A 22,188-nucleotide genomic window follows, 5' to 3' on the forward strand; every position below is an offset into this window, starting at 1 on the left:
CTAAAGTAAGGAGGGAAAACAGTGCCTATTAAAAAGTACAAACCGACATCCCCGGCTCGTCGTGCAATGAGCGTTTCGACGTTCGAAGAAATCACGACTAGCACGCCGGAGAAATCGTTGCTTGCACCTTTGAGCAAAAAAGCAGGCCGTAACAACCAAGGTAAAATTACGGTTCGTCACCATGGCGGCGGACACAAACGTAAATATCGTATCATCGACTTCAAACGTAACAAGGATGGCATTCAAGGCCGCGTTGCTACAGTTGAGTATGATCCGAACCGTACATCTAACATCGCATTAATTAACTATGCTGATGGAGAAAAGCGCTACATTGTCGCGCCTAAAGGTTTGAAAGTTGGCGACGTTATTATGTCTGGTCCGTCTGCGGACATCAAGATTGGTAATGCATTGCCGCTTCAAAACATTCCAGTAGGTACAGTTATCCACAACATCGAGTTGAAACCGGGTAAAGGTGCTCAGTTGGTTCGCGCCGCTGGTACGGAAGCGCAATTGCTTGGTAAAGAAGAGCGTTATGTAACAATTCGCTTGACTTCCGGCGAGGTTCGTAAAGTTCTAAGTGTTTGCCGTGCTACAATCGGTTCCGTTGGTAACGAAGACCACGAATTGATTAAAGTCGGTAAAGCAGGTCGTAACCGCTGGTTGGGCAAACGTCCTACTGTCCGCGGTGTAGTAATGAACCCTGTTGATCACCCACACGGTGGTGGTGAAGGTCGCGCTCCAATCGGTCGCAAATCACCTATGTCCCCTTGGGGCAAACCAACACTTGGCTTCAAAACGCGTAAAAAAGGTAAACAATCCGATAAATATATCGTTCGTCGTCGCACGAAGTAATATTTATCCGGCTCATTACGCAGCAGCGTAAAAGTGATATATCAGGTCTCTTGAAGGGAGGATTCACACATGGGTCGCAGTTTGAAAAAAGGACCATTCATCGATGGTCACTTGATGAAGAAAGTAGAAGTGTTGAACGAGTCGAACAAGAAGGTTGTTATCAAAACTTGGTCTCGCCGTTCTACAATTTTCCCTCAATTCATCGGTCACACATTTGCGGTATATGATGGTCGTAAACACGTGCCTGTGTACGTAACGGAAGATATGGTTGGACATAAGCTCGGCGAATTCGCTCCAACACGTACGTACAAAGGTCACTCGGACGACGATAAGAAAACGAGACGTTAATTTAACTTTTAGCATTTGAGGGGAGGTACTACCATGCAAGCGAAAGCACATGCGAATAACATTCGCATCGCTCCACGTAAAATCAAGCTCGTTATCGACTTGATCCGTGGCAAGCAAGTGGGCGAAGCAATCGCGATTTTGCGCCACACGCCTAAATCGGCGTCCCCAGTGGTTGAGAAATTGTTGAATTCGGCGATTGCCAATGCAGAGCATAACTACCAAATGGACGTGAACAAGCTCGTTATTGAGCAAGTATTCGCGAACCAAGGACCAACATTGAAACGTTTCCGTCCGCGCGCAATGGGACGTGCAAGCCGTATCAATAAGAGAACAAGCCACATCACGCTCGTGGTATCCGAGAAATAAGGAGGGAAAACGTGTGGGTCAGAAGGTAAATCCAGTCGGACTTCGTGTCGGTATTATCCGTGATTGGGAATCCAAGTGGTACGCTGAGAAAGATTTCGGCGCATTGCTGATCGAAGACGTAAAGATTCGTGAATTCATTAAGAACAAACTTAAAGATTCTGCAGTATCTCGCATCGAAATCGAGCGTGCTGCAAACCGCGTAAACGTTACGATTCATACTGCTAAGCCAGGTATGGTAATCGGTAAAGGCGGTTCCGAAGTTGAAGCTCTTCGTCGTGAGGTTACTAAAATCTCTAACGGCAAAAAAGTGCACATCAACATCTCGGAAATCAAAACTCCAGACTTGGATGCAATCCTCGTTGCTGAGAGCATTGCACAACAACTGGAGCGCCGCGTATCTTTCCGCCGCGCTTTGAAACAAGCGATCCAACGCTCTATGCGTTCTGGAGCGAAAGGTATTAAAACAGCGGTTAGCGGTCGTTTGGGCGGAGCAGAAATCGCTCGTTCGGAAGGTTATAGCGAAGGAACAGTGCCACTTCATACGCTTCGCGCTGACATCGACTACGGCACAGCTGAAGCTCATACAACTTACGGCCGTATCGGCGTAAAAGTATGGATTTATCGTGGAGAGGTACTTCCTACGGCTAAGAAAAAGGCTGTTGAGGAAGGAGGCAACTAATCATGTTGGTACCTAAACGTGTAAAACACCGTAAACAACAACGTGGTAACATGAAAGGTCGCGCAAAAGGCGGCACAACTGTTAACTTTGGTGAATACGGTTTGCAAGCAATGGAACCTACTTGGATCACGAATCGTCAAATCGAGGCAGCTCGTATTGCGATGACACGTTACATCAAACGTGGTGGTAAAGTATGGATTAAGATTTTCCCAGACAAACCGATTACGGCTAAGCCGCTTGAAGTTCGTATGGGTAGCGGTAAAGGTAACGTTGAGAAGTGGGTGGCTGTAGTTAAGCCAGGCAAGATTATGTTTGAGCTTTCTGGTGTACCTGAAGAGGTAGCACGCGAAGCAATGCGTCTTGCTGCTCACAAGCTTCCAATCAAAACGAAGTTCGTGAAACGCGAAGAAATGGGTGGTGAAGCAAATGAAGGCTAGTGAATTCCGCAACTTGACCACTGCTGAACTCGAACTGAAGATTGCAGGATTCAAGGAAGAACTTTTCAACCTCCGTTTCCAATTGGCTACTGGCCAGCTTGACAACCCAACACGTATTCGCGACGTACGTAAGGCAATTGCTCGTGCGAAAACGGTTCTGCGTCAAAGAGAACTGGGTATTACTAGCTAATTGACAAATGTCGGTTACGAAATATAGATATCCTGTTTTTTCAGGAAGGAGGCAAAACACTAATGAGTGAACAACGTAACGCTCGTAAAGTGCAAGTCGGTAAAGTCGTCAGCGATAAAATGGACAAAACTATCGTAGTTGCAGTGGAAACATACAAAAAGCATGATTTGTACCACAAACGCATCAAGTACACGAAGAAGTTCAAAGCTCACGATGAGAACAACGAAGCTAAGATCGGTGATACAGTTAAAATCATGGAGACGCGTCCGTTGTCGAAAGACAAGCGCTGGAGACTCGTTGAAGTGGTAGAAAAAGCGGTACTCGTTTAAGGGACGGTTAGTTTCACCGAAAGGAGGATAATCCAATGATTCAACCATTTACTCGATTAAAAGTGGCAGACAACTCTGGTGCGAAAGAATTGATGTGCATCCGCGTTTTGGGCGGTACTGGTCGTCGCGTAGGTCACATCGGTGATTTAATCGTTTGCTCCGTGAAACAAGCAACACCAGGCGGCGTTGTCAAAAAGGGTGACGTTGTAAAGGCGGTTATCGTTCGTACAAAGCGTTCGGTACGTCGTAAAGACGGTTCCTACATCGCGTTTGACGAGAACGCAGCGGTTATCGTGAAAGAAGATAAGGGCCCACGCGGGACTCGTATTTTCGGACCTGTCGCTCGCGAACTTCGCGAAAAAGACTTCATGAAAATCGTTTCCCTGGCGCCGGAAGTTATCTAATCAGCTTGCCAGCCAGGCAAGATCCAGGAGGTGTGAAACATGCCACGAATGAAGAAAGTTCTTGAATCGCACAACAACAAGTTGCACGTGAAAAAGGATGACACTGTCATCGTAATCACGGGTAAAGATAAAGGTAAAAAAGGCCGCGTTATCGCTGCGTTCCCACGTGAAAACCGTGTAATCGTAGAAGGCGTTAACTTGGTTAAAAAACACCAGAAGCCTAACGCGAAAAACCCGCAAGGCGGTATCGTCGAGCAAGAAGCTCCGGTTCACGTTTCCAACGTAATGCACGTGGATCCGAAGTCGGGCAAAGTAACGCGCATCGGCTATAAAGTCGAGAACGGCAAAAAAGTGCGCGTCGCGAAACGCTCCGGCGAAATTATTGACTAATCGCTAGGAAAGGAGGTCCATTTCACATGGCAGCTCGTATGAAAGAACGTTTCTTGAACGAAATTACTCCTGCTTTGATGCAGAAGTTCAACTATACAACGGTAATGCAAGTACCTAAAGTAGAAAAAGTCGTCATCAACATGGGTATGGGTGAGGCTGTTTCAAACTCTAAAGTATTGGACGTTGCAGTAGCCGAATTGCAATTGATCGCAGGTCAAAAGCCAGTAATCACGCGTGCTAAAAAATCCATCGCGGGCTTTAAGCTTCGTGAAGGAATGCCGATTGGTGTGAAAGTGACATTGCGCGGTGAGCGCATGTACCACTTCTTGGACAAATTGTTCAACGTTACGCTTCCACGTGTCCGCGACTTCCGCGGTATTTCGAACAAAGCGTTTGACGGCCGCGGTAACTATACGCTCGGATTGAAAGAGCAAATTATCTTCCCTGAAATCGAGTACGATAAGGTAGATAAAGTACGCGGTATGGATATCGTCATCGTAACGACGGCGAAAACGGACGAAGAGTCCCGCGAATTGTTGACGCAACTCGGCATGCCTTTCGTGAAGTAGATTCACAAAGGTCGGTTTATTGAGAACGGAGCGATGTGATCGTTCCGAATAACTTGGATACAAGTTTCTAGGAGGTGTCAACACGTGGCTAAGACTTCTATGAAAGTCAAGCAACAACGCAAGCCTAAGTTTCAAGTACAGGCGTACACACGCTGTGAGCGCTGTGGTCGTCCGCACTCTGTATTGCGTAAGTTTAAAATTTGCAGAATTTGCTTCCGCGAATTGGCATACAAAGGCCAGATTCCTGGCGTTAAAAAAGCTAGCTGGTAATCAACCCTGTTGCGGGAAGGAGGTTTACACTAATGGTTATGTCCGATCCGATTGCAGATATGCTTACACGCATTCGCAATGCTAACACAGTACGTCACGAAACCGTGGAAGTGCCTGCTTCGACTATGAAGAAGCAAATCGCTGAAATTTTGAAGCGTGAAGGTTTTATCCGCGATGCAGAATATATCGATGACAACAAGCAAGGGCTTATCCGTATCTTCTTGAAGTACGGTGCAAACAACGAGCGCGTTATTACGGGCTTGAAGCGTATCAGTAAGCCAGGTCTTCGTGTTTACACGAAGTCCACTGAAGTACCACGCGTTTTGGGTGGTCTTGGTATTGCTATCATCTCGACGTCTAAGGGCGTCATGACAGATAAAGAAGCTCGTCAGTCTAAATCTGGCGGCGAGGTAGTTTGCTACGTTTGGTAATCCATTGTCATAACGATTGGAGGTGCAACAACAGATGTCTCGTATTGGTCGCAAGCCAATTAACGTACCAGGTGACGTAACAGTTACTTTGGACAATAGCGTTATTACAGTAAAAGGACCTAAAGGATCATTGACTCGTGAACTTCACAAAGACATGAAAGTGTCTATTGAAGAGAACGTAATCGTGATCGAGCGTCCTTCTGAAAATAAACTTCACCGTTCTTTGCACGGTACAACACGCAGCGTCGTGAGCAACATGGTTACTGGAGTAACTGAAGGTTTCTCCAAATCATTGGAACTCGTAGGCGTCGGTTACCGCGCAAACAAAACTGGAGACAAACTTGTCTTGAACGTTGGATACTCTCACCCGGTTGAAATTACACCGGAAGCAGGCATCGAGTTCGAAGTACCTGTTCAAACGAAGATCATCGTTAAGGGTATTGATAAAGAGCGCGTAGGTGCATATGCTGCTAACATTCGTGCCGTTCGTGAACCAGAACCTTATAAAGGTAAAGGTATTAAATACGAAGGCGAACGCATTCTTCGTAAAGAAGGTAAAGCTGGCAAGAAGAAGTAATCTTGCCTAGCTCGCTTACCTTTGTAGCATAACGCTTAAACTGAAGGGAGTGAACAATCGAATGATCACGAAAGGCGATAAGAATAAAGCTCGTGTTAAAAGACACCTTCGTGTCCGTAAGAAAATCGAAGGAACGACAACACGTCCTCGTTTGAACGTATTCCGTTCCTCTAAACATATCTACGCTCAGTTGATCGATGATGTGAAGGGTGTAACAATCGTTTCTGCATCTACGATGGACAAAGAACTTTCTGGCGACATCAAGAACGGCGGTAGTGTTGAGTCGGCACGTAAAGTGGGCGAACTGGTTGCGAAACGTGCGAAAGCACAAGGTTACGAGAATATCGTATTCGATCGCGGCGGTTACTTGTATCACGGCCGTATTCAAGCGTTGGCTGACGCAGCACGCGAAGCTGGCCTTGAATTCTAATGAATTCAATCTAGAAGGAGGTAAGTGACTTGCGAGTTGATCCAAACACATTAGATTTATCTGAAAAAGTTGTGCAAATTAACCGCGTATCTAAAGTTGTAAAAGGCGGACGCCGTTTTAGCTTTAGTGCATTGGTTGTTGTCGGCGATGGCAAGGGCTGGGTTGGCGCAGGCATCGGTAAAGCATCCGAAGTTCCTGACGCGATCCGCAAGGGCATCGATGACGCTAAGAAAAACTTGATTCACGTTCCACTTGTAAAAACGACAATTCCTCACCAAGTAATTGGTCACTTCGGCGCAGGCCGAGTGCTTCTGAAGCCAGCTTCAGAAGGTACTGGGGTTATCGCTGGTGGTCCAGTTCGTGCCGTATTGGAATTGGCTGGTGTAGGTGACATCTTGACGAAGTCCCTAGGCTCTTCTAACTCCATGAACATGGTTAACGCAACTCTCGAAGGTCTTTCCCAATTGAAGACTGTTGAGCAAGTAGCTAAACTTCGCGGCAAATCCGTTGAGGAACTGTTAAAATAAGGAGGGGACTACAATGGCAAAATTGGAAATTACCCTCGTTCGCAGTCTGATCGGTCGCCCAGAAACTCACCGTACAACGGTGAACACTTTGGGCTTGCGTAAGTTGAATCAGACGGTTGTTCATAACGACAACCCAGCGATTCGCGGCATGGTAAACCAAGTAATCCACTTGGTTCAAGTTAAAGAAGTTCAAGCTTAAGCTTAACTGCTAACTTGCTTGCTTCCGCATCGTAGATTACGATCGAATCAATATATATGTGTTTCATAAATATTTAAGGAGGTGCGACGAACGATGAAGTTGAATGAACTTTCTCCTGCAGCTGGATCTCGTCAAAAGCGTAACCGCGTTGGTCGCGGTATCGCTACAGGTAACGGGAAGACTGCTGGTCGTGGCCATAAAGGTCAAAACTCCCGTTCCGGCGGTGGCGTGCGTCCAGGCTTCGAGGGTGGACAAAATCCACTTTACCGTCGTGTGCCTAAGCGCGGTTTCATCAACCCGACTCGCAAAGAGTACGCGGTTGTGAACGTAACGGATTTGAACCGCTTCGAGGCTGGTACAGAAGTTACTCCAGAGCTTTTGATGGAACAAGGCATCGTTAAAAACCCATTGAGCGGAATTAAGATCTTGGGTAACGGTGATTTGTCCGTTAAATTGACGGTCAAAGCAAACAAGTTCTCTCAAACTGCGGTAGAGAAGATCGAGGCTGCCGGCGGTAAATCCGAGGTGATCTAATGTTTAAGACCGTTTCGAATATTTGGCGAGTCGAGGACCTGAGACGTAAAATTCTTTTTACACTCATGCTCCTTATCATTTATCGGATAGGTTCCTTTATTCCGGTTCCTGGTGTCGATAAATCGGTATTTGAGGCAACCAACAATGCTGGCAATGAATTGTTCGGATTAATGAACACATTCTCTGGCGGCGCGTTATTCCAATTCTCCATCTTTGCACTTGGTATCTTCCCGTATATTACGGCGTCGATTATCGTGCAACTTCTAACGATGGATGTCGTTCCGAAGTTAGCTCAATGGGCTAAAGAAGGAGAAGTAGGTAAGCGTAAGATCACCCAAATTACTCGTTATGGTACGATAATTTTGGGCTTGATTCAGTCATTCGGTACAGCGATTGGTTTCAACCGCTTGTACGGTGCACAAATGGTTCCGAATGCGACTTATGCAGATTATATTCTGATCGCCATTGTTCTGACAGCTGGTACGGCATTTTTGATGTGGCTCGGTGAACAAATTACCGAGAAGGGCATAGGTAACGGTATTTCAATTATTATCTTCGCGGGTATTATTGCAACGTTACCTCTTACGATTCGTGCGCTAGTTGAAGACCAATTCGTAAATACTGACGGACAATTGTTCTTAAGCATTGCGAAAATGGTCATTATCTTGCTTGTCGTTGTATTGATTCTTATCGGAATTATTTTTATCCATCAGGGTAATCGTCGAATTCCGGTACAATACGCGAAGCGCGTTGTAGGCAACAAAATGTACGGCGGGCAAAACACGCACATTCCACTTAAAGTTAATGCTGCGGGCGTTATCCCGGTCATCTTCGCTTCATCGCTGTTGATGTTCCCGGTTACTATCGCACAATTTTGGGCTGGTAAGGCGTGGGCTAACTGGATAATTAATAACATGAGCCACGATAAGCCACTTGGTATGTTATTGTTTGTGCTCATGATTATTGGTTTCACTTTCTTCTACACATTTGTGCAGTTGAATCCACAGCAAATGGCGGATCAAATGAAGAAGAACGGTGGCTATATTCCAGGCATTCGCCCGGGTAAAGCTACTGCTACGTATTTGACACGTGTTATGACACGAGTTACATTAGCAGGTTCGATCTTCTTGGCACTTATCTCTGTTATGCCAGTATTTCTTGGGGCGCTTGCTGGGCTGCCACGTGAAGTACAACTGGGTGGAACAGGGTTGCTCATCGTAGTAGGTGTTGCACTTGATACGATGAAGCAAATTGAGAGCCAGTTGATTAAACGTCATTACAAAGGTTTTATTAATAAATAGTCAATAGGTTCTGACGGGCCGGTAACGGCTCATCGGCACCTATTGTGCTGTTTCGTGTAGAGCAGAGGCTTAACGAATGGCATCGAAGCATCCACTTCCGACGAAGTTAAGCCTGTGCTTACCATAAGGGGAGTGACATTCGATGAACATTCTATTCATGGGGCCTCCTGGGGCAGGGAAAGGAACGCAGGCTGAGCGCATTGTAACCGAGTTCGGTATCCCGCACATTTCGACTGGCGACGCGTTTCGCGCTGCAATTGGCGAAGGCACACCCATCGGATTGAAGGCGAAAGAGTACATTGATCAAGGTTTGCTTGTTCCTGATGACGTGACGGTTGGTATCGTACGAGAGCGTCTCGTGCAGCCAGACTGCGCAAAAGGTTTCCTGCTGGATGGTTTCCCACGTACGTTGGCACAAGCTGAGGCGTTGGATGCTATGTTGACAGAGATGGGTCACAAAATCGACCACGTCATCGACCTGAGCGTTGACCGCGATTTGTTGCTGGCACGTCTCACCGGACGACGCATTTGCAAGTCTTGCGGCGCGACGTACCATGTCATCTTTAACCCGCCTCAACAAGAGGGCGTTTGTGATAAATGTCAAGGCGAGCTGTACCAACGCTCGGACGATTCCGAAGAAAAAGTCGGCACACGTCTTGATGAGTACATCAACAAAACAGCTCCTTTGCTTTCGTACTACGAGAATAAAGGCTTGTTGCGTCAGGTTGACGGCGAGAAGGAAATCGATACGGTGACATCTGAAATCGTATCTTTACTGCGAGGTTAAACGAATGATCATTTGTAAGTCCGAAGTGGAACTAGGCTTCATGAGGGAAGCTGGGCGGATTGTAGCGGAAACGCACCGTCTTATGGCTAACTCGGTTGAGGCGGGCATCACTACTCGTGAGCTCGACGCAATCGCAGAAACATTCATTCGCAGCCAAGGAGCGATACCTTCGTTCAAAGGATATAACGGTTTTTCTGGCAGCATCTGCGCTTCAGTCAATGAAGAGTTGGTGCACGGCATTCCCGGCAATCGCAAATTAAACGAAGGCGACATCATTAGTATTGATATCGGTGCAGAATATCGCGGATATCACGGTGACTCCGCTTGGACTTATGGAGTCGGGACCATTTCAGAAACCGCTCAAAAGCTGCTCGAAGTAACAGAGCGTTCGCTTTATGCAGGACTTGAACTGGTCAAGCCGGATGAGCGATTGTACACGATATCTCACGCGATTCAACGCGTGATCGAAGATGCAGGTTTTTCTGTCGTACGTGAGTATGTTGGACACGGGATTGGAACTTCTCTTCATGAGGAGCCTCAAATTCCGAACTACGGACCGCCGAACCGTGGACCACGTTTGAAAGCGGGTATGACGCTCGCGATCGAACCTATGGTTATCGTCGGAGAGCGTTACGTTAAGACACTCGCGGACAACTGGACGGTCGTAACGGTGGATGGAACGCTGTGCGCTCACTTTGAGCATACGGTGGCGGTAACGCCGGACGGTTGCGAAATTTTGACGAAGCTGGATGAGTAGGTAATTAGGATGAATGATATTCGAATACCAACCCTCGGCCAATTCGTCAAGGTGCTTCGAGGTCGTGATGCCGGCAAGTATGCAGTCATCATTGGCGTTGAAGATACTCGTTACGTCGATATCGTAGACGGGGACAAACGAAAGTTTGAACAGCCGAAACGAAAAAACTTGCTTCATCTCGAGTTGCAGTCTGCAATTTGTAGTGAAGTTGTCCGAAGTTTAGAAGAAAGCGGTCAAGTTACGAACAGCAAGCTTCGGTATTTTATATCTAAGCATGCTCAGGAACAAGACGCTTTCATTGCTGATTGAGAAAGGAGAATGACGTTGGCTAAAGAAGATGTTATTGAGGTTGAAGGAACGGTCATCGAGCCGTTGCCGAATGCGATGTTCAAAGTTGAGCTTGAGAACGGTCATCAAATTCTTGCCCACGTTTCCGGAAAGCTGCGGATGCACTTCATCCGTATCCTGACTGGGGACAAAGTGGTCATACAGCTGTCGCCATACGATTTGACCAGAGGTCGCATCACATATCGGAAATAGCACTCGGATGAGTAGCGCTTGCAACGCACTTGCAGACCGTCCAGCGAAGCAAGTGACGGTTTGACGTGCAACTTATGAACTGGGAGGTATTCAGTCATGAAGGTAAGACCTTCTGTTAAGCAGATTTGCGAAAAATGCAAAGTCATTCGTCGCAAAGGCAACGTTATGGTAATTTGTGAGAATCCTAAGCATAAACAAAAACAAGGATAAGAAGGGGGTGTAGCGTACTATGGCTCGTATAGCTGGTGTAGACTTGCCACGTGACAAACGCGTTGAGATCGCCTTGACATACATTTTCGGAATTGGTAAAACAACATCCAAAAAGATCATCGCAGAATCTGGCGTTAATCCGAATACTCGCGTACGCGATTTGTCGGAAGAGGAAGTAAACAAGGTTCGTGAAGCAATTGATAAAGCGGTTAAGGTTGAAGGTGACCTTCGTCGTGAAATCTCTTTGAACATCAAGCGCTTGATCGAGATCGGATGCTATCGTGGTGTCCGTCATCGTCGTGGTTTGCCTGTTCGTGGACAACGTACTAAAACAAATGCTCGTACACGCAAAGGCCCTCGTCGTACGGTAGCAAATAAGAAAAAGTAAGGAGGGATAAGTAGCAATGGCTAAACCAAAAAAAGTCGTACGTACTAAACGTCGTGATCGTAAAAATATTGAAACTGGTGTGGCACATATCCGTTCTACGTTCAACAACACGATCGTAACAATCACGGATACACACGGTAACGCAATTTCTTGGGCGAGCTCCGGCGGAATGGGCTTTAAAGGCTCCCGTAAGTCTACGCCGTTCGCGGCGCAAATGGCTGCGGAAACTGCTGCTAAAGCAGCGATGGAACACGGTATGAAATCGGTTGAAGTTACGGTTAAGGGCCCAGGCGCAGGCCGTGAAGCTGCCATCCGTTCCTTGCAAGCTGCAGGATTGGAAGTCAGCATGATTAAAGACGTAACGCCAATCCCGCACAACGGCTGCCGTCCACCAAAACGTCGTCGCGTATAGTGTAGACACCGATGCGTGTAGTATTAAACTAGCGCCTGTTGGGAATAATGGTTGTTTAGGCATACTGCATGAATCGACCGACCGTAGGTGTTTCTGTAATAAACGCCAGCGACGTTTTGAAGGAGGGTTATACAGTGATTGAAATCGAAAAGCCGAAGATTGAAACCGTGGATGTCAATGAGGAAGGTACGTACGGCAAGTTTGTCGTAGAACCGCTGGAGCGTGGATATGGAACAACGCTGGGTAACTCCCTGCGCCGTATCTTGCTCTCCTCTTTGCCAGGCGCTGCAGTGACTTCCGTTCAAATAGACGGCGTTCTGCACGAGTTCTCTACTATTCCAGGAGTCTATGAGGACGTAACTGAAATTATATTGAACTTGAAAAACCTATCGCTGAAAATCCACTCCGATGAAGAGAAAGTTCTCGAAATCGATGCGGAAGGCGAAGGGGTTATCACGGCTGGCGATATTCGTGCGGATAGCGATGTGGAAATTTTGAACCCGGATCTCCGCATTGCAACATTAGCACAAGGCTCCAGACTCCACATGAGGATTTTCGCAAATCGTGGTCGTGGTTACGTGGCAGCTGATCGAAACAAGAAGGAAGAACAGCCAATCGGCGTAATTCCAGTTGATTCGATTTACACGCCAATTCAGCGTGTAAACTACAGCGTTGAAAATACGCGTGTAGGCCAAGTAACAAACTACGATAAGTTGACCCTTGAAGTGTGGACAGATGGTAGCATTCGACCTGAAGAAGCAGTTAGCCTCGGCGCGAAAATCTTGACTGAGCATTTGATGCTCTTTGTTGGATTGACGGACGAAGCGAAAGATGCTGAAATCATGGTTGAAAAAGAGGAAGACAAAAAAGAGAAAGTGCTTGAGATGACAATCGAAGAGCTCGATCTCTCTGTTCGTTCCTACAACTGCTTAAAACGCGCAGGTATCAATACCGTTCAAGAGTTGATCACGAAAACGGAAGAAGACATGATGAAGGTTCGTAACTTGGGCCGCAAGTCTTTGGAAGAAGTTCAAGAGAAACTCGAAGAGCTCGGTTTGGGCTTGCGTATGGAAGACTAATCGGGACTTTTGCTAACGAAGGAGGGGAAACTACATGGCATACCAAAAGTTAGGTCGTGATTCTAGCGCTCGTAAAGCGTTGTTCCGCGACATGGTAACTGACTTGTTCTTGTATGAGCGTATTCAAACGACTGAAGCGAAAGCGAAAGAAGTTCGTTCTATCGCTGAAAAGTTGATCACGTTGGCTAAACGCGGTGACTTGCACGCGCGTCGTCAAGTGGCAGCATTTGTTCGTCGTGAAACGTTGAACGGTGAGCAGGATGCAATTCAGAAATTATTCTCGGAGCTGGCTCCGCGCTATGCAGAGCGTCCGGGTGGATACACGCGTATTATGAAACTTGGACCACGCCGTGGCGACTCCGCGCCTATGGTGTATTTGGAACTCGTTGACCGCGCGTAATCGCGTCAATTCGCGTTCATTACGATAGCGGCGCATTGCGCTGTGGAAGAAGGCTCCCCTTGAGGAGCTTTTCTTTTTTATCGTGACAGACTGTTTACTAGCTTTGGCTATAAACAGTTCAGGATCGGCACCGGAGGGATATAGTGCGTAACATTGGGATGGTAGTAAGTTATGATGGTACAGCATACTGCGGTTTTCAAGTACAGCCAGGACTAAATACGGTTCAAGGTCAACTTGAAAAAGCGATTGAAAAGCTAACGAAGGAACAAGTTTCTATACTTGCTTCTGGACGTACGGATGCTGGAGTGCATGCTTACGGTCAAGTATTTAATTTTCAGACGACATCGTCGATTCCAGTAGAGCGTTGGATGGTTGCTATGAATACACGTTTGCCGGATGACATTGTCATTCGCAGTGCGTGGGAAGCATCTGCTTCGTACCATGCTCGGTATTCGGCGAAGCGCAAGACGTATCGTTATACGATTCTGGCAGAGCGGACACCGGATGTGTTCCAGCGAAACTTTGAATTTTATCATCCACGGCCGCTCGATATCGATGCGATGCGTGAAGCGTTCAACCACCTTGTGGGCGAACATGACTTTACGTCTTTCACTTCGCCGAAATCGACAAAACCGTCAAATGTGCGTACCATTTATCGTGCATGGATCGAACATGAACCGAACGCAGACGGTGAACCCGGACGTGGCCGTATTCATTTGTTCGTGACAGGCAACGGATTCCTCTACAATATGGTGCGTATTATAGCAGGTACGCTTATCTGGGTAGGAGAAGGGAAATTTTCTCCCGCAGATATACCTTCAATCTTGGATGCGCGGAACCGCCAGGCTGCAGGGCCTTTGGCAGTACCACACGCTCTTACATTGTGGAGCGTGGAGTATGGTGGGGAAGATTGCTTGGAAAGTGAATGATAGGCTAACTATGGTATTTATAAAGCTTAGTAAGCCTAAAAAACACCTTGCATAATGCCGTAATCTATTGTAAAATAATATTTGTGTTTCTTTAGGCTTTCCCACAGCCCCGAAAGAAATCACGGTTGTCACATTATGTGACACTTAGTGAATTGACATTGATGAATGAACGACATATACACGTAAGTTTAAGAGCGAATGTTAAGGAGGATGTTTCATGCGTACGACATACATGGCGAAGCCAGCTGAAGTAGAACGCCAATGGCACGTTATCGATGCTGAAGGCAAAACGCTTGGCCGTTTGGCAAGCGAAGCTGCGGCTCTTATCCGCGGTAAACACAAAACAACTTTCACACCTCACGTAGACGGTGGAGACTTCGTTATCATTACTAACGCAAGCAAAATCGTTTTGACAGGTAAAAAGTTGCAAAACAAAATGTACTACCGTCACTCCATGCATCCAGGTGGTTTGAAAGTGACAAGCGCTCAAGAAATGTTGCAAAACAAGCCTGAGCGTATGTTGGAACTTGCTGTTCACGGCATGTTGCCAAAGACACGCATGGGTAACGCAATGAAGCTTCGTTGCAAAGTTTTTGCAGGACCAGAGCACACTCATCAAGCACAAAAACCTGAAGTTTACGAACTTCGCGGATAAACGAAAGGGAGGACACCTTCATGGCACAAGTACAATACTATGGGACAGGTCGTCGTAAGCATTCCGTAGCGCGTGTTCGCCTCGTTCCAGGCGAAGGCCGCATCGTTATCAATAAACGTGACCTTAACGAATACTTCGGTTTGGAGACACTGAAGCTTATCGTGAAGCAACCATTGACGTTGACAGAAACACTCGGAAGCTACGATGTGTTAGTGTTAGCTCATGGCGGCGGAATTTCCGGTCAAGCAGGCGCAATTCGTCACGGCATTTCCCGTGCGTTGTTGAAAGCTGACCCAGAACTTCGTCCAGCTTTGAAAAAAGCAGGCTTCCTGACACGCGATCCGCGTATGAAAGAGCGTAAAAAATACGGTCTTAAAGCGGCTCGTCGCGCACCACAGTTCTCCAAGCGTTAATATTGGATTACAAACGGTTAAAACTCTCTTCCGTAACTGGAAGAGAGTTTTTTTGCATTCACTTTTATTTCAAATACTTTAAAACAACTCGCTCCGCCTTCCAAATTCCCCGCACCTGCCCTGCATTTCACGAATATGCTAATTCCTAAAGCATTTGTATACACAACCTTTTATTCAAAATGCGCGAAAGATCTAAATAATGGATTGACAACGACAAGGAAAATTTTATAATTATAAAAGATAGAAAACATACCTACTTAGTTGGATATAAACAAATTCGGAGGATGCGAATATGAACCTATTAGAAAAAGAGGCACTTGTGCATGAAAAAGCGGAACAGTTTGAGCATGCTCAGCCTGAAGAGGTTATTGCTTGGGCCGTGGAGACGTTTCCGAACATCACTTTTGCGTGCAGCTTTGGCGCTGAGGATGTCGTTCTCGTTGATATGCTGCAGCACATTAGCCCCTCAACCGATATTTTCTACTTAGACACTCAATTTCATTTTGAAGAAACCTACGACACACGCAACCGCATTTCTGCTCATTACGACATGGAATTTGTAAGGGTAGCCCCAGAAATTAGTGTAGAAGAACAGGTGGAGATCCACGGCGCAGAGTTGTGGAAGTCGAACCCGAACTTGTGCTGCAACATCCGTAAGGTGGAACCGTTGACAGGCATTTTAAGTAAGTACGATGCTTGGATTACGGGTATTCGCCGTGATCAAGCCCCAACTCGTGCTAACTCCAAAAAGGTAGAGTACGACACCAAGTTTGGACTTATTAAATTTAACCCTTTGGCAGCGTGGACATGGGAAGACGTGTGGAACTACATTCGCCAACATGACGTTATTTACAATCCACTGCATGACCGTCATTTTCCGAGTATTGGTTGCATGCATTGCACACGCCCTGTTATGCCAGGAGAAGATCCTCGCGCAGGACGATGGTCGGGTACAGGAAAAGTAGAATGCGGTCTTCATAAGTAAATTACTATCACTCCTTAGACATACTTCATAGTCAACTACAAACTACTCATTATTCAGTATTCATCTCAATAACATCCTTTGCATGATCGTTTATATTCTCAATTCACTCTTAGTAAAATGCGAATTTCTAAGCAGGAGGAAAATAATGACCACAATTATGCCGCACGGAGGACAACTAATTAATCGTTTGGAAGTGGGTGAGAGACGTGAGTTGCTACTTACAGCAGCTAGCAAGCTCGTGTCCATTCCGATTAATCGTTGGACCATCTCCGATTTAGATTTAATCGCAGTAGGTGCCTTTTCACCTTTGACTGGTTTTTTGAATGAAACGGACTACCGTAGTGTAGTCGAGCATATGCGCCTTGCAGACGGTACAGTGTGGAGTATTCCAATCACGTTGGCTGTGCAGCCAGAATTGGCTAACCAACTTGCGATTGGAACAGAAGCTGCACTTGTTGGGCAAGAAGACGGTATTATTTACGGAACGATAAACATCGAAAGTAAATATGAGATCGACCAGAAGCATGAGGCTGTGCATGTATTTAAGACAGCAGACCCAGAACACCCAGGTGTACAAAAATTACTTGAGCGCCCTTCGACGTATATTGGTGGTCGCATAACCGTTTTGAATCGTCCTCAGCCGGATCGTTTTCAAGAGTTTTACTTTGATCCAGCGGAGACTCGTCGTTTGTTTGCAGAACGGGGTTGGCGATCCGTAGTAGGTTTTCAAACACGTAACCCTGTACACCGCGCACATGAATACATTCAAAAAAGCGCAATGGAAATTGTAGATGCTTTATTTTTAAATCCACTTGTGGGAGAAACCAAATCAGACGATGTACCGGCAGATGTGCGTATGCGCAGCTATGTAACATTGTTAGATCGCTATTATCCGCAGGAACGAGTATTCTTAGGAGTATTTCCAGCTGCGATGCGATATGCAGGGCCACGAGAAGCGATTTTCCATGCGATTGTGCGTAAAAATTATGGCTGTACCCATTTTATAGTTGGCCGCGACCATGCAGGTGTAGGCGACTATTACGGGACTTATGAGGCGCAAGAAATATTCCACAACTTTACGGCTGAAGAGCTTGAGATTACTCCGCTCTTTTTTGAGCACAGCTTCTTCTGTAAGACGTGTGGAAATATGGCTTCAAATAAAACATGCCCTCATCCGAAAGAAGATCATTTAACGTTGTCTGGTACAAAGGTGCGTGCTCTACTACGTGATGGGATATGCCCGCCACCGGAATTTTCCCGACCGGAAGTGGCTCGTATCTTGATCGAAGGCATGGTTGATAATAGTGCAACCGTTTAATCCTTTAGGTCTGTAAGCCTGTAAGCAATAATTAATCGAATACGTAAGTATATTTGTCCACCTTGTCCCATATAGATGATTAGAGTCTGTAGAGGAACGGGGTGGACTTTATTATGAGCAATTCTCAACAACAAAAAGCATCTTTCTGGTGGATTCCGCTTAGGAATGTCCGGAAATGGATCATAAGCATTTGTTTGCTTGTGCTTATTTATGTCATTATGACAGCGGAAATGCCAGCAATGAAATCATGGTCTTATTGGACGATGCCGTTATCAGGCACAACGATTGCGATTGATGCTGGGCATGGAGGCCCAGATGGTGGAGCCGTTAATCGAATAGGTGCGATTGAGAAAGATATTAATCTAGCTATCTCGTTACATGTACGCGATTATTTGCAGCAGGCTGGCGCTATCGTCGTGATGACGAGAGAAGGGGACTATGATCTGGCTCAGCCAGACACGAAAGGGTACGCTCGCCGCAAGGCGGAAGATTTAAAGACACGTGTTCATACGATTCAATCCACTAAGGCCAACTTGCTCGTTAGCATCCATATGAACAGCATTGCGTCAAAGCGCTGGAGTGGAGCGCAAACCTTTTATACGAAGCAAAATGAGGACAGTGAGCGGCTTGCCAAGCTAGTTCAAGCGGAAATGCAGCGTAATTTACAAAATACGGACCGCGTTTCGAAACCGATCGATCGGAAACTATATTTGATGAATTCCATAACTATACCCGCGGCATTGATTGAGGTAGGCTTTTTATCACATGCTGGAGAAGGACGCTTGCTTGCTGATGCAAAATATCAACATAAAGTAGCGGCTTCAATTTATAAAGGGATTTTAAGATATATGGCAGGGGAAAAGCTTGGTAAAAGATAAGCCTATGCTATAATAGAGTCATGAAAACGGTTTAAAATGATAGATGATATAGCTACATATGAGGTGAGGTGCCATCATGACTACTAGAGAGCAAGTGCTTGAAACACTCCGAGGTATTAAAGAGACAGTTACAGGACACGATTTGGCAGATATGGGCTGGATACGCGATATCATGATAAAAGGGGAGCACGTATCGTTAACCGCGATTATGGCTCCGCAAACGGAAGAAACGGCTCAAAAAGAGGCATTAACGAAGACGATTAAAGACAGGCTCGCTCAAATGGGGATATTGGAAGTTCACGTGAGAGTTCGTGTGGCTTCGGAACATGAGTGTGCGATCGTAGGTATATCTAATACTGATGTTATGAATGATGGTGCAACTGGTGGAGATTCATCATCAGCACAGGCTGATGCAGTTGGCCGCGCACAAGATAACCACGCGCAAGGCAAATCCGGCTCGTCTGCATTTGCTGCTGAAGCTGCAGGAGAGCCTGTTCGTGGTCATGGAGCGGGTTTAGAGACTCACCCGCTGTTAGACCCAGCTTCCGGCGTGCGATTCATCGCCGTCGCTAGTGGCAAGGGTGGTGTCGGCAAATCTACCGTCACCGTTAACCTAGCCGTTGCACTGGCACGCATAGGCAAACGTGTAGGATTAATTGACGCTGATATATACGGCTTCAGCGTTCCTGACATGATGGGCATCGAAGATCGCCCGAACGTTGTCGACAATCAGGTCATTCCAATCGAACGCTTCGGCGTTAAAGTCATGTCTATGGGATTCTTTGTGGAGGATAACAGTCCAGTCGTATGGCGAGGGCCGATGCTCGGCAAAATGCTGCGCAATTTCTTCCACGAAGTTCAGTGGGGCGAGTTGGATTATGTATTGCTTGATTTGCCGCCAGGTACAGGTGACGTCGCACTCGACATCCATCAAATGATTCCGCAAAGCAAAGAAATCATCGTCACGACTCCGCATGCGACAGCTGCATTTGTAGCAGCGCGTGCAGGGACGATGGCCATTCATACGAAACACGATATTTTAGGCGTAGTCGAAAATATGGCCTACTTGGAATGCGGAGCTTGCGGTGATAAGCAGTACGTGTTCGGACGGGGCGGTGGTGGCCGTCTGGCAGAAGCGCTTCATACCGAGTTGCTAGCACAAATTCCGCTCGGCGCTCCAGATAATCATCCAGCTGAGCCAGACTTCTCGCCTTCTGTCTATAAAGCGGATACAGCTATAGGTCAGCAGTACATTGAGTTAGCAACCTTATTAGCGGAGCGGGTATAGTCTCGCCCCTGCTGTAATGTATAGCATTCAAGCGGAAGGGAACAATCGTTCTCATCCGCTTGAATGTTTTATTGCTCTTGTTTCTCTCCGCTGTCACCTTGATCGCCGCTTTCTTCCTGGCCTTGCTCTTGACCTCCTCCTTTTTTCTCCCCACCTTTGCCGCCTCCGCCCTTATCACTTTTGGGTTGAAGCTCTTCTTTCACGACCTTTCCTAACATATCCATTACTTCTAACCGGAAAAGGGGACTTTGCATGGAATCCTTCACAACAGCCATTATCTGTTTCCGATAATCAGGTGTCTTTATCATATCTGTATAAGCTTTCATCATATCTGGAGACTTAAGTAAATCGGCGACATCTTGCTGATAGGTTGGATCCTTTATGAGGTCTTTCTGAATTTGCTTGTTCTGCTTACTTACAGACTTCGCAAACTCCCCAGCAAATTTCGGCTCGGTCATCACTTTTTCAATCGTTTTCTGATAATCAGGGGAGATGAGTGTATCTTTAACAGCCAAGCGAATTTGTTCCTGTTGCTGCATATTTAACGATTGGGCTTGCATACCGCCACCTGATGATCCTGAGCTCGACTGAATTGCTTTCTGTGCTTCATCTGTTTTTAAAATGTCGATGACCATTGCTTTAAGCTCTTTATACTCTGGCCCGCTGGAGGACTGCTGCTGTTGCTCTGGCGTGCAGGCTGAGCTGAGCACCATTGTGATCATGACGATGCACATTGTTGCCAGACGAACGGCCTTTATCTTCATGGCATCGCATCTCCTTTCTTCACATTCCTTATCGCTTCAGCCGTAGTATGTGAAAAAAAATATGAATTATGTTTGAACGCAATAGTTTTTTGTTGCGAACATTGGTAAAATAATGAACGGTGTGGAGGTGAAGCGCCTTGAATTTAAAAAAATGGTCCTTCTTATTTTGGACAACATCGCTTATTGGCGGAGCGGTTATGTTGTTAACAGGTTTATCCTTGCAGGTGATCCAAGGGGAGTGGAGTAATTTCAAAGGCCCGTGGGATATCGTAATCAACGTATTTATGCTCTTATTGAGCGGGTTGTTGATTAGTGTGTTTTCACAAATGGGATTGTTTGCGTATTTGACGTTAAACTATATCGCCATCGGTTTATTCAAAAAGGTGTGGCCGTACATACAAGTCTTTTTGACCGTAGTTGTGCTGCTTGACATCATGTTTTTACGTTCGTGGCTAGGCACTGTGTCAGACAGTACAAGCGATATCCTGCTAGGAATTGTGTTAACGGGCATAGGAATCATCGTTGCATTTTTCAAAGTAAAGGGTACCAATGTTTCAGGACTTATTCCGACCTTGTTTTTCATGATCACAGTTACAGCTATTCAGATCTTATTCGCATTGAATATTAGTAAGGTGGCAACATGGTTTGTTGTCATACCACTAGTAGCATGTAATGCCTATCAAATTTTAATCCTACACCGTGTATTGAAAAAGGATTAGAACAAAGCAAAAAGAGCTGGCGGATAACACCTGTCAGCTCTTTTTCTATAGTGGGGCATATTCTTAACGAACTACAATCCGATCGCATCGTGAAAATGTTGCTGCATCGTCGTCTTATCTTGGATCGTCTTATTTTTCATCTCCGTCTGCTGAACCAGTTCAGATACAGTTACGAACTCATAACCTTTAGCCCGCAGTTGATCGATAATGGTAGGTAACGCGAGATGGGTTTGCTTACAGGAGTCGCTGGCGTGCAGCAAAATGATATCCCCTGGATGAGCCTTGTTCACAACGCGGTTCACAATCGTATCTACACCGGGATTTTTCCAGTCGAGTGAATCCGTGTCCCATTGAATGACTTTATAGTTTAAATTGTTGGCAATGCGCAATACACGTTTATCAAAATCTCCGTTAGGCATACGAATCAAATTCGGTTGCTTTCCTGTAAGCTGCCCCAAAATATCATGTGCAGTCGTTATTTGCTTCTTAATCTCTTCATCGCTTAGGCTGCTGTAATTGACATGTTTATGCCCATGACTACCGATTTCATAACCGGCACTTACAATGCGCTTAACCAAATCTGGATGAGTCTTGCTCCAAGGGGAGGAGAGAAAGAAAGTTGCTTTCTTAACACCCTTCTGTTCTAACACGTCCAAGATCGGACCGGTACGTTTCTCACCCCAACTGATGTCAAATGTCAGCGCAACAACTTTCTTCTCCGTTGGCACACTGTAAATGGCAGATGGGCTGCCTTCTGAGAACACAGTGATGTTGTCGCTTTCCACATACACAACACCAGCAGCAAATAGTGCTGCGACGATTAGGAAAAAGAT

The 22,188-nt window shown here is 46.2% G+C and carries 37 protein-coding genes (1 of these 37 cut by a window edge); 35 read left to right on the top strand and 2 right to left on the bottom strand.

The genetic code is table 11. The features are described from left to right. Nucleotides 1–21: 21 nt before the first annotated feature. From rplB to KIK04_RS13045, 34 genes are all read left to right on the top strand, one after another. Entirely contained in the window at nt 22–852 is an 831-nt protein-coding gene (rplB, locus tag KIK04_RS12880; protein WP_232274109.1) for a 50S ribosomal protein L2, read from the top strand. Nucleotides 853–921: 69 nt separating this feature from the next. Continuing rightward, nucleotides 922–1,200, top strand: coding sequence for a 30S ribosomal protein S19 (rpsS, locus tag KIK04_RS12885; RefSeq protein ID WP_232274110.1), 279 nt, complete (start codon nt 922–924; stop codon nt 1,198–1,200). A gap of 33 nt (nt 1,201–1,233) precedes the next feature. Next, entirely contained in the window at nt 1,234–1,566 is a 333-nt protein-coding gene (gene rplV, locus KIK04_RS12890) for a 50S ribosomal protein L22 (RefSeq protein ID WP_232274111.1), read from the top strand. Nucleotides 1,567–1,579: 13 nt separating this feature from the next. Then, nucleotides 1,580–2,245: a 30S ribosomal protein S3 gene (gene rpsC / locus KIK04_RS12895; RefSeq protein WP_232274112.1), complete on the top strand. Its 666-nt coding sequence runs from the start codon at nt 1,580–1,582 to the stop codon at nt 2,243–2,245. Nucleotides 2,246–2,247: 2 nt separating this feature from the next. Next, nucleotides 2,248–2,682: a 50S ribosomal protein L16 gene (gene rplP, locus KIK04_RS12900; RefSeq protein ID WP_232274113.1), complete on the top strand. Its 435-nt coding sequence runs from the start codon at nt 2,248–2,250 to the stop codon at nt 2,680–2,682. Then, entirely contained in the window at nt 2,672–2,872 is a 201-nt protein-coding gene (rpmC, locus tag KIK04_RS12905; RefSeq protein WP_232274114.1) for a 50S ribosomal protein L29, read from the top strand. Before rplP ends, rpmC begins: the two co-directional genes overlap by 11 nt. Nucleotides 2,873–2,934: 62 nt before the next feature. Next, nucleotides 2,935–3,201 (top strand): 30S ribosomal protein S17, encoded by a 267-nt coding sequence (gene rpsQ / locus KIK04_RS12910; RefSeq protein ID WP_232274115.1) that lies wholly within the window; start codon nt 2,935–2,937, stop codon nt 3,199–3,201. Between the two features lie 35 nt (nt 3,202–3,236). Next, complete coding sequence (rplN, locus tag KIK04_RS12915; protein ID WP_028595138.1) at nt 3,237–3,605, top strand: 50S ribosomal protein L14; 369 nt, start codon at nt 3,237–3,239, stop codon at nt 3,603–3,605. 39 nt (nt 3,606–3,644) lie between these two features. After that, on the top strand, nt 3,645–3,995 hold the full coding sequence (gene rplX, locus KIK04_RS12920) for a 50S ribosomal protein L24 (protein WP_232274116.1): 351 nt from the start codon (nt 3,645–3,647) through the stop codon (nt 3,993–3,995). Nucleotides 3,996–4,021: 26 nt separating this feature from the next. Beyond that, entirely contained in the window at nt 4,022–4,564 is a 543-nt protein-coding gene (rplE, locus tag KIK04_RS12925) for a 50S ribosomal protein L5 (RefSeq protein WP_232274117.1), read from the top strand. Between the two features lie 84 nt (nt 4,565–4,648). Then, entirely contained in the window at nt 4,649–4,834 is a 186-nt protein-coding gene (locus KIK04_RS12930; RefSeq protein ID WP_232274118.1) for a type Z 30S ribosomal protein S14, read from the top strand. A 32-nt stretch (nt 4,835–4,866) separates the two neighbouring features. Then, on the top strand, nt 4,867–5,265 hold the full coding sequence (rpsH, locus tag KIK04_RS12935; protein ID WP_232274119.1) for a 30S ribosomal protein S8: 399 nt from the start codon (nt 4,867–4,869) through the stop codon (nt 5,263–5,265). Nucleotides 5,266–5,299: 34 nt separating this feature from the next. Further along, nucleotides 5,300–5,842 carry a 50S ribosomal protein L6 gene (rplF, locus tag KIK04_RS12940; RefSeq protein WP_232274120.1) on the top strand — a complete coding sequence of 181 codons (543 nt, stop codon included), beginning with the start codon at nt 5,300–5,302 and terminating at the stop codon, nt 5,840–5,842. A 61-nt stretch (nt 5,843–5,903) separates the two neighbouring features. Beyond that, on the top strand, nt 5,904–6,272 hold the full coding sequence (gene rplR / locus KIK04_RS12945) for a 50S ribosomal protein L18 (RefSeq protein WP_232274121.1): 369 nt from the start codon (nt 5,904–5,906) through the stop codon (nt 6,270–6,272). Between the two features lie 29 nt (nt 6,273–6,301). Continuing rightward, the gene (rpsE, locus tag KIK04_RS12950) at nt 6,302–6,799 is read left to right on the top strand and encodes a 30S ribosomal protein S5 (RefSeq protein WP_232274122.1); all 498 of its coding nucleotides are present in this window, start codon (nt 6,302–6,304) and stop codon (nt 6,797–6,799) included. A gap of 13 nt (nt 6,800–6,812) precedes the next feature. Then, nucleotides 6,813–6,998 carry a 50S ribosomal protein L30 gene (rpmD, locus tag KIK04_RS12955; protein WP_232274123.1) on the top strand — a complete coding sequence of 62 codons (186 nt, stop codon included), beginning with the start codon at nt 6,813–6,815 and terminating at the stop codon, nt 6,996–6,998. 93 nt (nt 6,999–7,091) lie between these two features. Beyond that, complete coding sequence (gene rplO, locus KIK04_RS12960) at nt 7,092–7,532, top strand: 50S ribosomal protein L15 (RefSeq protein WP_232274124.1); 441 nt, start codon at nt 7,092–7,094, stop codon at nt 7,530–7,532. Next, complete coding sequence (gene secY, locus KIK04_RS12965) at nt 7,532–8,833, top strand: preprotein translocase subunit SecY (RefSeq protein ID WP_232274125.1); 1,302 nt, start codon at nt 7,532–7,534, stop codon at nt 8,831–8,833. The genes rplO and secY overlap by 1 nt, the downstream gene beginning before the upstream one ends. A 142-nt stretch (nt 8,834–8,975) precedes the next feature. Further along, nucleotides 8,976–9,620 carry an adenylate kinase gene (locus tag KIK04_RS12970; RefSeq protein ID WP_232274126.1) on the top strand — a complete coding sequence of 215 codons (645 nt, stop codon included), beginning with the start codon at nt 8,976–8,978 and terminating at the stop codon, nt 9,618–9,620. Nucleotides 9,621–9,624: 4 nt separating this feature from the next. Next, complete coding sequence (gene map / locus KIK04_RS12975; RefSeq protein ID WP_232274127.1) at nt 9,625–10,377, top strand: type I methionyl aminopeptidase; 753 nt, start codon at nt 9,625–9,627, stop codon at nt 10,375–10,377. Between the two features lie 9 nt (nt 10,378–10,386). Further along, a complete protein-coding gene (locus KIK04_RS12980) occupies nt 10,387–10,686 on the top strand; it encodes a KOW domain-containing RNA-binding protein (protein ID WP_232274128.1) in 300 nt (99 codons plus the stop codon). 15 nt (nt 10,687–10,701) lie between these two features. Continuing rightward, complete coding sequence (gene infA, locus KIK04_RS12985) at nt 10,702–10,917, top strand: translation initiation factor IF-1 (RefSeq protein ID WP_035121186.1); 216 nt, start codon at nt 10,702–10,704, stop codon at nt 10,915–10,917. A 96-nt stretch (nt 10,918–11,013) separates the two neighbouring features. Then, on the top strand, nt 11,014–11,127 hold the full coding sequence (rpmJ, locus tag KIK04_RS12990) for a 50S ribosomal protein L36 (protein ID WP_232274129.1): 114 nt from the start codon (nt 11,014–11,016) through the stop codon (nt 11,125–11,127). A 19-nt stretch (nt 11,128–11,146) separates the two neighbouring features. After that, complete coding sequence (gene rpsM, locus KIK04_RS12995) at nt 11,147–11,515, top strand: 30S ribosomal protein S13 (RefSeq protein WP_232274130.1); 369 nt, start codon at nt 11,147–11,149, stop codon at nt 11,513–11,515. Between the two features lie 16 nt (nt 11,516–11,531). Then, nucleotides 11,532–11,927 (top strand): 30S ribosomal protein S11, encoded by a 396-nt coding sequence (gene rpsK, locus KIK04_RS13000; protein WP_232274131.1) that lies wholly within the window; start codon nt 11,532–11,534, stop codon nt 11,925–11,927. A gap of 134 nt (nt 11,928–12,061) precedes the next feature. After that, complete coding sequence (locus tag KIK04_RS13005; RefSeq protein WP_232274132.1) at nt 12,062–13,006, top strand: DNA-directed RNA polymerase subunit alpha; 945 nt, start codon at nt 12,062–12,064, stop codon at nt 13,004–13,006. A gap of 34 nt (nt 13,007–13,040) precedes the next feature. Beyond that, a complete protein-coding gene (rplQ, locus tag KIK04_RS13010; protein WP_232274133.1) occupies nt 13,041–13,406 on the top strand; it encodes a 50S ribosomal protein L17 in 366 nt (121 codons plus the stop codon). A 143-nt stretch (nt 13,407–13,549) separates the two neighbouring features. Beyond that, nucleotides 13,550–14,335: a tRNA pseudouridine(38-40) synthase TruA gene (truA, locus tag KIK04_RS13015; RefSeq protein WP_232274134.1), complete on the top strand. Its 786-nt coding sequence runs from the start codon at nt 13,550–13,552 to the stop codon at nt 14,333–14,335. Nucleotides 14,336–14,552: 217 nt separating this feature from the next. Continuing rightward, nucleotides 14,553–14,990 (top strand): 50S ribosomal protein L13, encoded by a 438-nt coding sequence (gene rplM, locus KIK04_RS13020; protein ID WP_232274135.1) that lies wholly within the window; start codon nt 14,553–14,555, stop codon nt 14,988–14,990. Nucleotides 14,991–15,010: 20 nt separating this feature from the next. After that, entirely contained in the window at nt 15,011–15,403 is a 393-nt protein-coding gene (gene rpsI / locus KIK04_RS13025; protein WP_232274136.1) for a 30S ribosomal protein S9, read from the top strand. 292 nt (nt 15,404–15,695) lie between these two features. Beyond that, entirely contained in the window at nt 15,696–16,388 is a 693-nt protein-coding gene (locus tag KIK04_RS13030; protein WP_232274137.1) for a phosphoadenylyl-sulfate reductase, read from the top strand. 145 nt (nt 16,389–16,533) lie between these two features. Continuing rightward, nucleotides 16,534–17,706, top strand: coding sequence for a sulfate adenylyltransferase (gene sat / locus KIK04_RS13035; protein WP_232274138.1), 1,173 nt, complete (start codon nt 16,534–16,536; stop codon nt 17,704–17,706). A 113-nt stretch (nt 17,707–17,819) separates the two neighbouring features. Next, nucleotides 17,820–18,584, top strand: a complete 765-nt coding sequence (gene cwlD, locus KIK04_RS13040) for an N-acetylmuramoyl-L-alanine amidase CwlD (RefSeq protein ID WP_232274139.1) — start codon at nt 17,820–17,822, stop codon at nt 18,582–18,584. Nucleotides 18,585–18,660: 76 nt separating this feature from the next. Then, the gene (locus KIK04_RS13045) at nt 18,661–19,872 is read left to right on the top strand and encodes an Mrp/NBP35 family ATP-binding protein (protein WP_232274140.1); all 1,212 of its coding nucleotides are present in this window, start codon (nt 18,661–18,663) and stop codon (nt 19,870–19,872) included. 68 nt (nt 19,873–19,940) lie between these two features. Here the strand turns inward: KIK04_RS13045 and gerD are convergent, their stop codons facing one another. After that, nucleotides 19,941–20,636 carry a spore germination lipoprotein GerD gene (gene gerD, locus KIK04_RS13050; protein ID WP_232274141.1) on the bottom strand — a complete coding sequence of 232 codons (696 nt, stop codon included), beginning with the start codon at nt 20,634–20,636 and terminating at the stop codon, nt 19,941–19,943. A gap of 137 nt (nt 20,637–20,773) precedes the next feature. Between gerD and KIK04_RS13055 the strand changes: the two genes are divergently transcribed. Next, nucleotides 20,774–21,355, top strand: coding sequence for a KinB-signaling pathway activation protein (locus KIK04_RS13055; RefSeq protein WP_232274142.1), 582 nt, complete (start codon nt 20,774–20,776; stop codon nt 21,353–21,355). Between the two features lie 71 nt (nt 21,356–21,426). On the opposite strand, the gene pdaB is transcribed toward KIK04_RS13055, so the two are convergent. Continuing rightward, on the bottom strand, nt 21,427–22,188 hold the 3' portion of the coding sequence (gene pdaB, locus KIK04_RS13060; RefSeq protein ID WP_232274143.1) for a polysaccharide deacetylase family sporulation protein PdaB. The gene runs 42 nt beyond the window's last position; the window shows 762 of its 804 coding nt (coding positions 43–804); its start codon lies beyond the right edge, outside the window — the gene reads right to left on this strand; the stop codon is at nt 21,427–21,429.

Source organism: Paenibacillus sp. 481, from assembly GCF_021223605.1.
In the GTDB taxonomy this organism is placed as follows: Bacteria; Bacillota; Bacilli; order Paenibacillales; family Paenibacillaceae; genus Paenibacillus_B.